This window comes from Lentilactobacillus laojiaonis (assembly GCF_020616595.1).
In the GTDB taxonomy this organism is placed as follows: Bacteria; Bacillota; Bacilli; order Lactobacillales; family Lactobacillaceae; genus Lentilactobacillus; species Lentilactobacillus laojiaonis.
Window position 1 is genome coordinate 365218 of the sequence record NZ_CP085278.1, and the last position, 14063, is coordinate 379280.

General features: G+C 31.2%; 15 protein-coding genes. 12 read left to right on the forward strand and 3 right to left on the reverse strand.

All coding sequences use genetic code 11. The annotated features are described in order from the left end of the window. Window positions 1-55 precede the first annotated feature (55 nt). Entirely contained in the window at window positions 56-1753 is a 1698-nt protein-coding gene (gene rnjA, locus LHL71_RS01935; RefSeq protein WP_227361354.1) for a ribonuclease J1, read from the reverse strand. Next, the gene (locus LHL71_RS01940; protein ID WP_227361355.1) at window positions 1753-1971 is read right to left on the reverse strand and encodes a DNA-directed RNA polymerase subunit epsilon; all 219 of its coding nucleotides are present in this window, start codon (window positions 1969-1971) and stop codon (window positions 1753-1755) included. Before LHL71_RS01940 ends, rnjA begins: the two co-directional genes overlap by 1 nt. A gap of 186 nt (window positions 1972-2157) precedes the next feature. Here LHL71_RS01940 and LHL71_RS01945 point away from each other — a divergent pair, with 186 nt between their 5' ends. Next, window positions 2158-2631 carry a hypothetical protein gene (locus LHL71_RS01945; RefSeq protein WP_227361356.1) on the forward strand — a complete coding sequence of 158 codons (474 nt, stop codon included), beginning with the start codon at window positions 2158-2160 and terminating at the stop codon, window positions 2629-2631. 32 nt (window positions 2632-2663) lie between these two features. Here LHL71_RS01945 and def read toward each other — a convergent pair whose 3' ends face one another. Next, a complete protein-coding gene (def, locus tag LHL71_RS01950) occupies window positions 2664-3224 on the reverse strand; it encodes a peptide deformylase (protein ID WP_227361357.1) in 561 nt (186 codons plus the stop codon). A gap of 166 nt (window positions 3225-3390) precedes the next feature. Here def and LHL71_RS01955 point away from each other — a divergent pair, with 166 nt between their 5' ends. The 11 genes from LHL71_RS01955 (at window position 3391) to holA (ending at window position 14058) form a co-directional block, all read left to right on the forward strand. After that, window positions 3391-3666, forward strand: coding sequence for a UPF0223 family protein (locus LHL71_RS01955; protein WP_227361358.1), 276 nt, complete (start codon window positions 3391-3393; stop codon window positions 3664-3666). Window positions 3667-3679: 13 nt separating this feature from the next. After that, window positions 3680-4450 carry an inositol monophosphatase family protein gene (locus LHL71_RS01960; RefSeq protein ID WP_227361359.1) on the forward strand — a complete coding sequence of 257 codons (771 nt, stop codon included), beginning with the start codon at window positions 3680-3682 and terminating at the stop codon, window positions 4448-4450. Between the two features lie 93 nt (window positions 4451-4543). Then, the gene (gene typA / locus LHL71_RS01965; RefSeq protein ID WP_227361360.1) at window positions 4544-6382 is read left to right on the forward strand and encodes a translational GTPase TypA; all 1839 of its coding nucleotides are present in this window, start codon (window positions 4544-4546) and stop codon (window positions 6380-6382) included. Window positions 6383-6493: 111 nt separating this feature from the next. Further along, the gene (locus LHL71_RS01970) at window positions 6494-7645 is read left to right on the forward strand and encodes an FtsW/RodA/SpoVE family cell cycle protein (RefSeq protein WP_227361361.1); all 1152 of its coding nucleotides are present in this window, start codon (window positions 6494-6496) and stop codon (window positions 7643-7645) included. A 28-nt stretch (window positions 7646-7673) separates the two neighbouring features. After that, on the forward strand, window positions 7674-7952 hold the full coding sequence (locus LHL71_RS01975) for a YlbG family protein (RefSeq protein WP_227361362.1): 279 nt from the start codon (window positions 7674-7676) through the stop codon (window positions 7950-7952). Window positions 7953-7964: 12 nt separating this feature from the next. Next, window positions 7965-8528: a 16S rRNA (guanine(966)-N(2))-methyltransferase RsmD gene (rsmD, locus tag LHL71_RS01980; RefSeq protein ID WP_227361363.1), complete on the forward strand. Its 564-nt coding sequence runs from the start codon at window positions 7965-7967 to the stop codon at window positions 8526-8528. Further along, a complete protein-coding gene (gene coaD / locus LHL71_RS01985) occupies window positions 8521-9003 on the forward strand; it encodes a pantetheine-phosphate adenylyltransferase (RefSeq protein ID WP_227361364.1) in 483 nt (160 codons plus the stop codon). Before rsmD ends, coaD begins: the two co-directional genes overlap by 8 nt. Continuing rightward, the gene (locus tag LHL71_RS01990) at window positions 9000-10037 is read left to right on the forward strand and encodes a SepM family pheromone-processing serine protease (RefSeq protein ID WP_227361365.1); all 1038 of its coding nucleotides are present in this window, start codon (window positions 9000-9002) and stop codon (window positions 10035-10037) included. The genes coaD and LHL71_RS01990 overlap by 4 nt, the downstream gene beginning before the upstream one ends. Window positions 10038-10095: 58 nt before the next feature. Next, window positions 10096-10806 carry a helix-hairpin-helix domain-containing protein gene (locus LHL71_RS01995; protein WP_227361366.1) on the forward strand — a complete coding sequence of 237 codons (711 nt, stop codon included), beginning with the start codon at window positions 10096-10098 and terminating at the stop codon, window positions 10804-10806. Then, window positions 10806-12905, forward strand: a complete 2100-nt coding sequence (locus LHL71_RS02000; protein WP_227361367.1) for a DNA internalization-related competence protein ComEC/Rec2 — start codon at window positions 10806-10808, stop codon at window positions 12903-12905. Before LHL71_RS01995 ends, LHL71_RS02000 begins: the two co-directional genes overlap by 1 nt. A gap of 127 nt (window positions 12906-13032) precedes the next feature. After that, complete coding sequence (holA, locus tag LHL71_RS02005) at window positions 13033-14058, forward strand: DNA polymerase III subunit delta (RefSeq protein WP_227361368.1); 1026 nt, start codon at window positions 13033-13035, stop codon at window positions 14056-14058. Window positions 14059-14063: the final 5 nt, after the last annotated feature.

Sequence of the window (14063 nt, forward strand, 5' to 3'; positions counted from 1 at the left end):
ATACCTCCAGATATAAAAAAAGGACTATGAAATTTAATTCATAGTTCTTTGAAAACTACCCTTTATGATTGCTGCTGTCGTTCATAATCAGCATTGGCAAAATTACAGGGTGGCGTTCAGTTTTATTATATAAAAATTCTTGTAAGTCATCGATAATTGCAGTACGAATTGATGATTCCGTGACTTTTTTATTGCGCATGGCTTTACGTATAGTCTTAAATACTAATCGACGGCCTTCATCCAATAATTCACCAGATTCTCGCATGTATACAAAACCTCTAGATAAAATATCAGGTCCAGATTGAATTTCTTGATTATTAAGATTAATAGTGGCTACTACAACTACAATTCCTTCTTCGGACAATAATTGACGGTCACGTAAAACTACGTTACCAATATCTCCAATTCCATTACCATCAATGTAAACATCGCCAGCTTGGAAATGTCCTGCTACTCGGGCAGTATCCTTAGAAAGTGCTAAAACATCACCGTTTTGCATAATAAAACTATTTTCTAGAGGTACACCACATTGGGCAGCTAATTCAGTATGAATTTTAAGCATTCGATATTCACCATGAATTGGCATAAAGAACTTAGGTTTCATTAATCTAAGCATTAGTTTTTGTTCTTCTTGTCCACCGTGTCCAGAAGTATGGATATTATTAACTTTACCATGAATAACTGTAGCTCCAGCTTCTTCTAGTTTATTAATAACACTATTTACACTAGTGGTATTTCCTGGAATTGGGTTACTTGAAAAGATAACAGTATCACCAGGTTGGATAGAAATTTGACGGTGAGTTCCATTAGCGATTCTTGATAAGGCAGCCATTGGTTCACCTTGCGAACCAGTACATAAAATCATCGTTTTATTAGCCGGAAGTGATTGTAATTGAGAGCTATCAACAAAAGCATCCTCAGGAATATCTAGATATCCTAGTTCACGACCATTTACAATGGCAGCTTCCATACTACGACCAAATACTGCGATTTTACGGTGATGTGCTAAAGCATTTTCGCACGCAGTTTTAATACGTGATATATTTGATGCGAAGGTAGCGAAGATAATTCGTTCTTCAACCTTATCAAAAATTCTTTCAATAGAATTAGCAACCCATTTTTCAGATTTAGTCCATACCGGGCGTTCAGCATTAGTACTGTCAGACATTAAACATAAAACACCTTCAGCACCTAGTTTAGCCATAGCCTGTAAATCTGGTGGGGTATTAGTAACTGGAGTTAAATCAAATTTAAAGTCCCCAGTTTCTACAATTACACCAACCGGAGTATGCACAGCAATTCCTAATGTATCAGGGATTGAGTGAGTAGTTCTGAAAAACGAGACCTTTGTTTTTCTAAATTTAAGAACGGTACTTTCATTAATTTCGTGTAATTCAACCGAATTTAATAAACCATGTTCTTCTAATTTATTTTTTATAAGTGCAATGGCTAATGGCCCAGCATAAATTGGAACGTTCAAGGCTTTAATTAGGTAAGGGACACCACCGATATGATCTTCGTGTCCGTGAGTGATTACTAAAGCTTTGATTTTATCCTTGTTATCAACGATATATTGATAATCTGGAATTACGTAGTCTACACCTAATAATTCATCTTCTGGAAACTTAATACCAGCATCGATTAAAATAATTTCATCTTGAAATTGAATACCATAAGTGTTTTTACCAATTTCTCCTAAACCACCAACGCCATAGATTGCAGCTTCATTATTCTTGACGTTTAGTTTTTTCATTATTTATTAAACTCCGTTATTTTAAAATCAGGATTTTTTTGCTCGTATTCTAGATGGTTACCTTCTAGTGGTTCGATAAATTCAATATTGTAGTCATGGTTCTTACGGATAATTTCGCGAGCCTCAACTTCACTGTTAGCTTCCATGTAAAGAGATTGAGTAGTTTCGCGACGTGGGGTTTGTTTCATATTTGGTTGATATAAAACTTTATAAATCATAAAATAAATACTCCTTTTAATTAATTTTTTTAGAAATTGTTATTCCAATTTCATTACGAACAAGTGGTTGTTAGCAAACAACTAATAAAAGTAGTTTACCATAATATAAAAAATAAGTATATAAAGTTACTATATTATGGAATAAAACTAATAAATGATAAAATTTATTTAAAGAAGGTGAGATGTATGAATCTAATTTTTGAAATGTTGATTGGATTTTTATTAGCATTCATACTTTTTAAGTTGTTTAATTATTTTATAATTAAGCTTCCAGAAAGACGGCGTAAATTAATTGCTACAGAAATTGTAAAACTAGCAGTTAATAAAACATTGGTAAAGTTAAATCAAAATGATATGGTGACAATAACTCAATCTCAGTTAAATGACTCGATGGTTGCGGATGCTTGGGGAAAGGGAATGCTGGTTTTTGAGTTTGTTATTCCGGAGAATAACATTAATATAGAAATGGAAGAATTTAAGACTATGTTGGATGATGGCTTATCGGAATATAGCGCTACTAGTTTAATGAATATTGGCAGTCAGTCAATATTCAAAGTTACGGATACATGGCAAAGAGAAGGATTGATTCATTTTGACGTAGCTTATTTAAATAATCGAAAGACCATTGAATATGTAGAAGACTTAAATAAATTAAAATAAAAAAGCGAATGAATTAATTCATTCGCTTTTTATTAATAAATAAAGATTTCATCATCAGTTCTACTAAATGGATCGTCTTTATCAATATGGTCATAAAATAGAGTACCATGTAGGTGATCAATTTCATGTTGGCAAACAATTGCTGGATAATTTTTTAATCTAATTTTGTGATCTTTACCATCGACATCAGTATATTTTAAAGTTATTCTAGCTGATCGTGGTACGTAACCAGGAATATCTTTATCAACAGATAAACAGCCTTCTCCTTCAGTAAGGGCACCTTTTTGAACGGAATTTGAAACGATTACGGGGTTGATAATAACGTCTTTAAAAACTGGTTCATCGTTTTCATCTTCAGCAGGTACCAATACTGAGGCCATCATTTTTGATACACCAACTTGAGGAGCAGCTAAACCAACTCCGGCTCTAAGATTATATTTTTCACATAATTCGGGATCTTGACTAACTACCAAGTATTCCATTAAATCTTCTGCTAATTTTTTATCTTCATCGCTAAGTGGAAATTGAACATTTTCTGCTCGCTTTCTTAAGACGGGATCGCCATCTCTAACAATATCTTTCATTAAAAACACAAAAATTTCCTCCAAACTTCTTTGTAATCATTTTATCTTAATTATATAAAAAATACTAATCCAAAAGATTAAAATATTTATATATCACTAATTTAGCTACCTATTATTAATATTAGCTTTTTTAGTTTATAATTAAAATTAATAAAAGACAAATGAGGTATTCAAATTGAATGAGAATTATCAATATCCAATAATGAGTGATTGGAATATCGATGAAATAAATACAGTAATTAAATTTTTCCAACAAGTGGAATTAGCTTATGAGAACAAAGATGGTGTGCTAGCTAGTGCAGTTAAATCAGCATATAACGATTACCGGCAAGTCGTACCTAGTAAGATGGAGCAAAAGCAATTGGAAAAACAGTTTAAAAATGAATCTTCGTATGAACCATATCAGGTCATCAAATTAGCACAACAGGGTAATAAGATGGTTAAACTATAGGAGTTGACTTAATTTGGATTTAAAACTAGTTGATGTTGAAGTAAAAAAATGGCTAAAAGAAGCGCGTAGTAACGTGCTTAGTCAAATGCACCAAAAAATTGTTGTGAATACTAAAACCAGTAACAAAGATTTAGTAACTAATATTGATAAACAAAATGAAAATTTTTTAGTAAATAAAATTAGAGAATTTGACCCAGATGCAAAGATTATGGGAGAAGAAGGTTTTGGTGACCACGTGACTAGTTTAGATGGTCATGTGTGGATAGTTGATCCGATTGATGGGACCATGAATTTTGTAAAACAAGGAAATCACTTTGCCATGATGATTTCATTATATATTGATGGAAATGCCGAACTTGGATATATATATAATGTAATGAAAGATGAATTAATTTCTGGCGGTCGTAGCATAGGAGTATTTAATAATGATAAGTTACTGGCTCCACCAGTTGATACGCATCTAAGTGAAGGGTTAGTTGGGTTAAGTGGTCCTTTAGTACTCAACGATGTTTTTAAAATGCAAGCAATTGCTAAACAATCATTAGGTATGCGAATATATGGAAGCGCTGGTTTAGATATAATTTCAGTAATTAAAGGCGAATTGGTAGGCTATATTTCTTACTTAAAGCCTTGGGACATTGCTGCTGGATTAGCTTGTGGTCAACCGTTAGGACTAATAATAACTAATATTGACGGTGAACCCATAGATATGATATCATCGAATCTAGTGTTAATTTCAACTAAAAATACACATCGCGATATTCTTTCAATTTTGAAAGGATAATCAAGCTGTGGCCACGGTCACAGTTTTTTTATGTGGTAGTTCTATTTAACGAATAAAAAAAGTGAATTTTAAAACCGAAAGGAAGCAGACAACTTGAAAACAAGAGATGACATCCGTAACATTGCCATTATTGCTCACGTTGACCACGGTAAAACTACTTTGGTTAATGAATTATTAAAACAATCTGATACATTAGATGAACACGTACAAATCGAAGACCGTGCCCTAGATTCTAATGATTTAGAAAAAGAACGTGGTATTACCATTCTTTCAAAGAATACTGCTGTTCGATATGGCGAAAAACAAATTAATATTTTAGATACCCCAGGACATGCCGATTTTGGTGGTGAAGTTGAACGTATCATGCGAATGGTTGACGGTGTTTTACTTGTCGTTGATGCTTTCGAAGGAACTATGCCTCAAACTCGTTTTGTTTTGAAAAAGGCTTTAGATCAACACTTAACTCCAATCGTAGTTATTAATAAAGTTGACCGTCCTGGCTCAAGACCTGAAGAAGTAGTTGATGAAGTTCTTGATTTATTTATTGAATTAGGTGCTGATGAAGATCAACTAGATTTCCCAGTTATTTACGCTTCAGCAATGAACGGAACTTCTAGTTATGATTCTGATTTAAGTACTCAAGAACATACTATGAAACCAATTTTTGATACAATTGTTGATAAAATTCCTGCACCAATTGATAATTCTGACGAACCATTACAATTCCAAGTTGCTATGCTTGATTATAATGATTTCGTTGGTCGTATCGGTATTGGTCGTATATTTAGAGGAACTATTAAAGTTGGAGATAGCGTTAGCGTATTGAAACTTGATGGCTCAACTCAAAACTTCCGTGTAACTAAACTTATGGGATTCTTTGGATTAAAGAAAGAAGATATTCAAGAAGCTAAAGCCGGAGATTTAATTGCCTTATCAGGTATGGATGAAATTAGTGTTGGTGAAACTGTTACTGATCCATCTAACCCAGAAGGTTTACCAATTCTTCGTATTGATGAACCAACCTTACAAATGACTTTTGGTACTAATACTTCACCGTTTGCTGGTCAAGATGGTAAATTTGTTACCGCTAGACAATTAAGCGAACGTTTGAAACGTGAATTACACACTGATGTTTCATTACGTGTTGAAGATACTGATATTCCTGGTTCTTGGATCGTTTCTGGTCGTGGGGAACTACATCTTTCAATCTTAATTGAAACTCTTCGTCGTGAAGGCTTTGAATTACAAGCTTCACGTCCTGAAGTTATTTATAAAGATATTGATGGAGTTTTATCAGAACCTTTTGAATCTGTTCAAATTGATACTCCAGATGAATATACTGGTTCAATTATTGATACTCTTGCACAACGTAAAGCTGAAATGCAAAACATGGAAAGTGTTGGTAATGGTCAAACTCGTTTAACCTTCCTAGCACCATCACGTGGTTTAATTGGTTATTCTGCTGAATTCTTATCAATTACTCGTGGATACGGAATCATGAACCATACTTTTGAAAAATACATGCCAGTTATTAAAAACTGGAATCCAGGACGTAAAAAAGGTACTTTAGTATCTATGAACGCTGGTAAATCAACTACCTATGCTATGATGGGTCTTGAAAGTCGTGGTACTTTACTTATCGATCCAGGTACTGATGTTTATGAAGGTATGATTGTTGGTGAAAATAGTCGTGAAAATGACATTTCAGTTAATATTACTAAGGGTAAAAACCTTACTAACGTTCGTGCTTCTGGTTCAGATGATATGGCTAGAATCAAGACACCTACTCATTTCTCACTTGAAGAATCACTTGAATTCATTAATGAAGATGAATTGTGTGAAATTACTCCACACTTTGTTCGTCTTCGTAAGAAAACACTTGATACTAATACTCGTGAAAAAGAAGCCAAACGCCGTCGTCATAACGGATAATAAATTAAAAAAGCAAAGAACTTTTAAAAGTTCTTTGCTTTTTATTTTGTGCAATTTTGCTATGATATAATGAATTATCTAGTGTTTAATTTAATTTTAGGAGTTATTGGAATGACGCGATTAAAAAATATTGATTATTTAATATTTATTCCATACATAGTGTTATGTACAATTGGAATAATCATGGTATATTCAGCGAGTGCAAATATCGGAACACAAAACGGTGGGTCTCCCACTAGTTACTTAATTAAACAAAGTATGTTTGTGGTAGTAAGTTTAGTAATTGTTTTTATAATGACTAGGATAAAGCTATCTAAATTACAAAATATGGTTGCACTAAATCTAGGTTGGGGTTTGTTTTTAGCTGTGTTAATTGGATTGAGAGTTGTTGGTAAATCAATTAATGGGGCTGCGGGATGGATCCAACTGGGACCAATTAATATTCAGCCGGCTGAATTTATAAAGTACTTTATTATCATATATTTAGCAGATGTAATTTCTCGAAATGAAGACGAAATTTTGGAATATGGGAAAATATTTAGTTTGCGTAACAATCCTATTATAAAAACCTATTGCCAAGTAATTATATTAATACTATTAATCCTTATTCAACCGGATACGGGTAATGCGACAATATGTTTTATAATTGCCTTAACTATGATTTTAGCAAACGGGGTATCGTGGAAAAAATCTGCGACAATTATTGGCTTAGGCATTTCAGCGATTGCATTTGGATTGTTTATTGTATCTAGTTCTAATTTAAGTAAAAGTAATTGGTATGGACTACAGCGAATTGTCTCATTTTCTAATCCATTTAAATTTGAGAATGGGTCTGGACAACAACTAATTAACTCTTATTATGCTATTAGTAATGGTGGAATTTTTGGTAAGGGATTAGGTAATAGTATTCAAAAAACTGGATATTTGCCAGAGCCCAACACTGATTTTATTATTTCAATTATGAGTGAAGAATTAGGAATGATATTTGTTCTTATTGTCTTAGCTTTAATGGCTATATTAATCTTAAGAATTTTATTGTTGGGAATTCGAAATACTAGTACGTATCAAAGCCTAATTTGTTATGGAGTTGCTGCTTATTTAACTATCCAAGTATTTTTTAATTTTGGTGGGGTAATTGGCTTAATTCCAATTACCGGGGTTACTTTTCCGTTCATTAGTTATGGAGGATCAAGTATTATCACCCTTTCATTAAGTATTGGAACGGTGTTAAATATTAGCCGAAGACAAAAACGACAGTCTTAATTAAGCTAGTAAAGGAGAAATCATGGATTTGAAGATACGTGACAAACAGGGTTTAATTGTATATTTATACTCAATTAAACAAGTTAAAAATTTAAAGAATTTTGGCTCAGTAACGTATGTTTCTAAAAAGATGCGTTATGCAATGTTGTATATAGACCAAGATGAGAAAACCGAAGAAACCATTAAAAATATATCAAGTCAGAGATATGTAAAACATGTGGTTATATCAAAAATTAATACTTTAGAAGATAAAATATTAGCTTTAAATACTGAAGAATCTATATTTAAAGTTGATCTAGAAGATTGATGAGGTTAAGAAATGCGAATAGTTTCAGGAGAATTTGGTGGAATAAGATTAGATTCGGTAAAGAGTAATTTAACTCGACCAACAACTGATAAAGTTAAAGAATCATTGTTTAGTATGATTGGACCATATTTTGACGGTGGCGTTTTCTTAGATATGTATGCAGGATCAGGAGCAGTAGGCATTGAAGCAGTATCTAGGGGAATGGATAAAGCAGTATTAATTGATCGTCAATTTCAGGCGATTAAGACAATTAATAGTAATATTGAAAAAACCCATAATACTGATAAATTTATGGTTATGAAGGGTGATTCTAAACGAGTTTTACAAAAATTAAGTGGTGAATTGAAATTTGATATGGTATTTTTAGATCCACCGTATAAGGATCAAAGAATGTTAAAAGATATTGATGAATTAATTAATTTAAGTCTATTAAATTCATCGGCTACGATTGTATGTGAAACTGATAATACCGTTGAATTACCAAGTGAATATTTAAATTGTAAACTGATTAAATTTAAAGAATATGGGTTAACCAATTTATTTATCTATCGATATGAAGGTGAGTTAAATGACTAAGGTATTATATGCCGGAAGTTTTGATCCGATTACTAATGGCCATTTGGAAGTGATTAAGGAAGCCAGTTCAATATTTGAATTGGTATATATTTCAGTGGGTAACAATACGAAAAAACAATACACTTTTTCGATAAACGATCGTAGAAATTTTATTGAAGATGCTGTCAAAAATTTACCCAATGTAAAAATTATTACTGAAGATAAATTGACTGCACAGTTGGCCAATGAACTTCAAGTAGATGCCTTATTAAGAGGCATTAGAAACGGAACGGATTTAGATTATGAATTAGCAATTTCAGATTTAAACCAAACCCAAGCTCCACAAATTAAAACGATCTTTTTACCTTCTAATCTTAAATATAGATCTTATTCATCTAGTATGATTAAGGAAATTGCTCGCTACCATGGTAATTTGGATGGCCTAGTAACCAAATTAGTTGCTAAAAACTTAACTAAGGAATTCAATTTATTATGAAAAATAAAAGAATTTTAATTAGATATTCCGCCTTAGTGGTGACATTAATAGGAGTTATGGTACTTTTATTTTATCCAATGAATAGTTTTTTGGAAGGACCTGGTGATGCTTCGGAAATTTCAAAAATTGTTAAAATTAAAAACCATCCAGATAAATATAATGGAAAATTTTTACTAACTTCAGTTAGTTTGTCTAGGGCTCATCCTTTAAGTTATTTGATTGCTAAGGTGAATCCAGTTTATACCGTTGAAAAAGCTGATGAAATTATGAGTCCAGGACAGGATGATGACTCATATGAAAAAGTTCAAAAATACTATATGCAAAGCTCTATAAATACGGCAATATATACGGCTTTTAAGGCGGCCAATTATAAAATTAGTACACATTATCAAGGGATTTATGTTTTAGATATCGCAAAATCCTCTAAATTTAATTCCATATTAAAAGTGGGTGATGTAATTACTAAGATTGATAACCATCACTTTAATAATTCTTTAGGATATGTAAATTACATTAATAATCTTAAGAAATCACAAAAAGTTAAAATTCAATTTATACGCAATAACCAAATAAAAACAGCAACGGGAGCATTAACTAAATTGGTTAATGGTAATTATGGCTTGGGAATTACCTTAACTGATTATTTTAAGATTCATCCTTCAGTACCGGTTAAGGTAAATCCGGGTAATGTTGGTGGACCATCGGGCGGACTGATGTTTACTTTACAAGTTTATGAACAACTAACACAAAAAAATATTCGAAAAAATCGAGTTGTTGCCGGAACTGGAACTATTAATAAGGATGGCCAAGTTGGTGAAATTGGAGGAATTGATAAAAAAATTATAGCAGCCTATAAAAATGGAGCTACTGTATTTTTAGCCCCCTATGTTAAGCCAAGTAAAAGCGTTCTAAAATTAGAACCAGACCATAAAACTAATTACCAGCTTGCTAAAGAAACTGCTAGCAAATATGCACCCACTATGAAAGTAATTCCAGTAACTTCTTTTAAAGATGCGATTAATAAACTTAGCTAACGAGACTAAATTAATTAGTCTCGTTTTTTCGTATTTAGTATTAAAGGAGTGAAGAATATTGAACAATTTTATAGATGAAGTTAAGGATTTTATAGAGGACCACCTTTATAAAATCCTATTAGGGATGTTAGTGGTAATTATTTTGTTTGGTATATTGATAATGGGAATGTTAAATAAAAAATCTCAGCAACCAGTAAGAAATGACCAGGCAACGATTACTAAAACTATGGCTAATTCATCCGGTTCAGATGGTGTTGTAAAAAATAATTCTGGTGATAATTCTAACGACAATAGCAAAATTGTTTATGTAGATGTTAAGGGTGCGGTAAATTCTCCAGGAGTATACCAAGTCAAAATGGGTATGCGATCAATTGATGCCATTAAACTAGCCGGTGGATTTAGTTCCTCGGCAGACAAACAGCATATTAATTTGGCTCAAAAATTAACTGATCAACAAATTATATATGTACCTATTAAAGGAGAAGTTAAAAGTAGTCTTACGCAGTTTAGCAACTTAAATAGTGGAACCAATAAAAGTAATTCTGAAGGTGGAGAAAGTACTAATGCAACTGATAGTTCTAAAGTTAATTTAAATACTGCTAATGCTGAAAAGCTTATGGAATTAAATGGTATTGGTGAGAAGAAGGCTAGCCAAATTATTTCATATCGTAAATCACATGGAAAATTTAGAACAGTTGATGAATTAAAAGAGGTTCCTGGTTTTGGCGAAAAAACTTTAGCAAATTTAAAAAGTTTGATTTGTGTATAATGATAAAAAATACGTGGATATTAGTGGCCTTATTATTATTGATGGTGACATTAACCATTTATGGACATTTAGTATTAGGATTACTAGGAGTATTGCTAGTTATTTTTAGGATTGTAATGCTTAAATATCGAATGCTTTATTTAACGTGTGCGATAGGGTTAATATTACTAGGTATCTCAATCGGAGCATATAATAATCAAAAAAATGATAAATTAAGTAACGAATCCCTGATTAGCATCATTAGAGTTAATCCTAATAATATTAAGATAAATGGAAATAGTTTTAGTGGAAAAGTTCGTATTCGAGGACATAATATAAACTTTTATGGGTTTTTTGAGAATAAGTCACAAAAAGAATTAGTCGAATTATCAAATGATCCGTTTATAATGCATATTGAAGGGAAATTAAATTCTATTGATGAACCTACTAATGTTAATCAATTTAACTTAAAACAATATTTTTATCGTCAAAAAATTTTTCAATCACTAAAAATTACAAAAATCTATCAAGTTAAAAAAACACCCTCTATAGGAATTATTGAAAAAATCACTAAATTCCGAAGGAAGTTTAATCATTGGTGCCAAAAATTACCACCAACAATGAGGACTTATTGCAAGGGTTTAATTGTCGGCGTAAAGGAACCAGATTTTTATGATGAGTTAGTCGGAATAAAAAAACTAGGTCTATTACATCTTTTTAGCATTTCAGGGTTTCATGTTTATTATTTTTTGAATTTATTAAAAAAAATACTAAGTAAATGTAATAATTTACTTAGTAGTCTCTTACAAGTGCTATTTTTATTAATTTATTATATTTTTGCCGGAGAGTCACCAGGTCTTTTTAGAGCAACTGTAATGGCTTTAATTCTAATAATTTCTAGGCAACTTGGTTATGGTCTATCTAAAGTAGATGCTTGGAGTCTCACACTAATTATTAATTTATTAATATTGCCGACAGCATTACTATTATTCTCTAATCAGCTAAGCTACTTATTATCATTCGGATTATTAGTGACTGGAGAAAAAAATTATTTTAAGCAAACAATTTGTCTAAATTTATTAACGTTACCACTTATAATATTTAATATATATGAATGGCACATCTTAGGCTTAATGATTACAATTATTTTAATGCCATTTTTTGAAAAAGTAGTATTTCCATATTTATTTGTTAGTATATTATTAGCGAATATTAATATCAGCAAATTAATTATTTTGGAGTATCCTTTAAAGCTATTTAATGATACTCTTAACGAAATTAGCAGTTTACCTGGAGAGATTGTTTTTGGCAAGCCCTGTTTAGTGATTATTTGCGTATTAATAACTTTAACGCTATTAATTATATTATTTGACAAGTCCAAGTATGTAATTTGCTTATTTTTAGTCTATTTTGGCACTTATATTTTTATTCATTATCCCGTTACCGGAGAAGTAACCACTTTTGATGTAGGTCAGGGAGATAGCTTTTTAATTCGAACTCCGTTTAATAGAAATGTTACAATAATTGACACCGGTGGAAAACTGAAATTTACCAATGAAAAGTGGACTAAGGGTTACCAAAGCTATAATGCTAATTTTACATCAATAAATTATTTGAAAAGTATTGGTATTCGGCAAATTGATAATTTATGTTTAAGTCATCAAGACGCTGACCATTCTGGAGATGTAGTTGCATTTATTGATAAAATGAAAATTAATAATTTAGTAATTCCGATGGGGATGCAAAAAAATCAGGCATTTAAAAATAGAATAACTAAGTTGTCATCTAACACCAAGGTATTACCGGTAAATGATACTTATATGATTAATAAAATGCCTTTAAAAATTTATCATCCATTTACTTCCGGATTGGGTGAAAATAAAGACTCGATGGTGTTAGGCGGAAATTTTGGTCAATTAAATTGGTTATTTATGGGTGATCTTGATCAAAAGGGAGAATTACAAATACTTAATAAGTATCCCAATTTAAAAACAGATGTATTAAAAGTTGGTCATCACGGCAGTAAGACTTCTTCAAATCCAAAATTTGTGAGACAGGTTAATCCGGCTTACGGAATCATATCTGCTGGTAAAAACAATCGATATCATCATCCTAATTAGCCAACTATTGATACACTGAATCAGTTACATATTAGGATTTTAAATACCCAGAAATCAGGGATGATTCAATACCTTTATAAAAACAATCAGTATGGTATTTTTAAAAAAACAAAGTAAAGAGGATTTTATGGACTATCAACAATTAAAAGATGAAATTGATCACAATCAACTAGCCCCCGTTTATTTAATATTAGGAGATCAGAAATACCTTTCTGATGAAATAAAAAAATTATTTATTAGTAAAATTCCAGAAGAAGAACTATCAATGAATGTTGGGGTGTATGACATGGAAGATACTCCAATTGGTGAGGCACTTAATGATGCTAATTCCATATCATTTTTTGGTGATCGAAGATTGGTTATTATTACTAATCCATATTTTTTAGCTGGCCAGAAAGTTAAAAATAAAATTGAACATAATTTGGATGATTTATATGAATATTTAAGTCACCCCCAGGAATCAACGATCTTTTTGATTTTTGCGAGTTATCCAAAGTTAGATTCTAGAAAAAAGCTTACTAAACTATTAAAGCAAAATGCAAAAGTTGTTGAGATTAATAAAATGACAGAATCGCAAATAAAAAATATTATTTTGCAAGAAATTTCAAAAGAAGATTTTACAATTACTAATGATGCTTTAAATGAGCTATTTATATTAACAAGTGGAAATTTATCCAAAATTATGAATGAATTACCCAAATTATTTTTATATAGTTCAAAATCTCGAGAAATAAATATTGAGGCAGTCAAAGGCCTTGTAAGTCAATCAATGGAACAAAATGTGTTTGATTTAGTTAATGTAGTTTTAGAACAAAGAATTACCAAAGCAAATGAGATTTATAAGGATCTACTATCTAATAAAGAAGATCCATTAAAAATTAACGCAGTTTTAATTCAACAATTTAGGTTATTAATTCAAACTATGATTTTATCAAATCATGGATATTCACAGGGGAGCTTGGCTAGTGTGCTAAAGGTTCATCCATATCGTATAACTTTAGCATTAAAAACAATTAAACGGTTTAAATACGAAAGTTTAGAAAAAGCGTATGTAGGTTTAGTTGAAATTGAAAAGTCACTTAAGACAAGCAATCAATCCCCAGAACTATTATTTGAATTATTTATGTTTAAATTTACTAACTCGAAGAACTAAAAAAA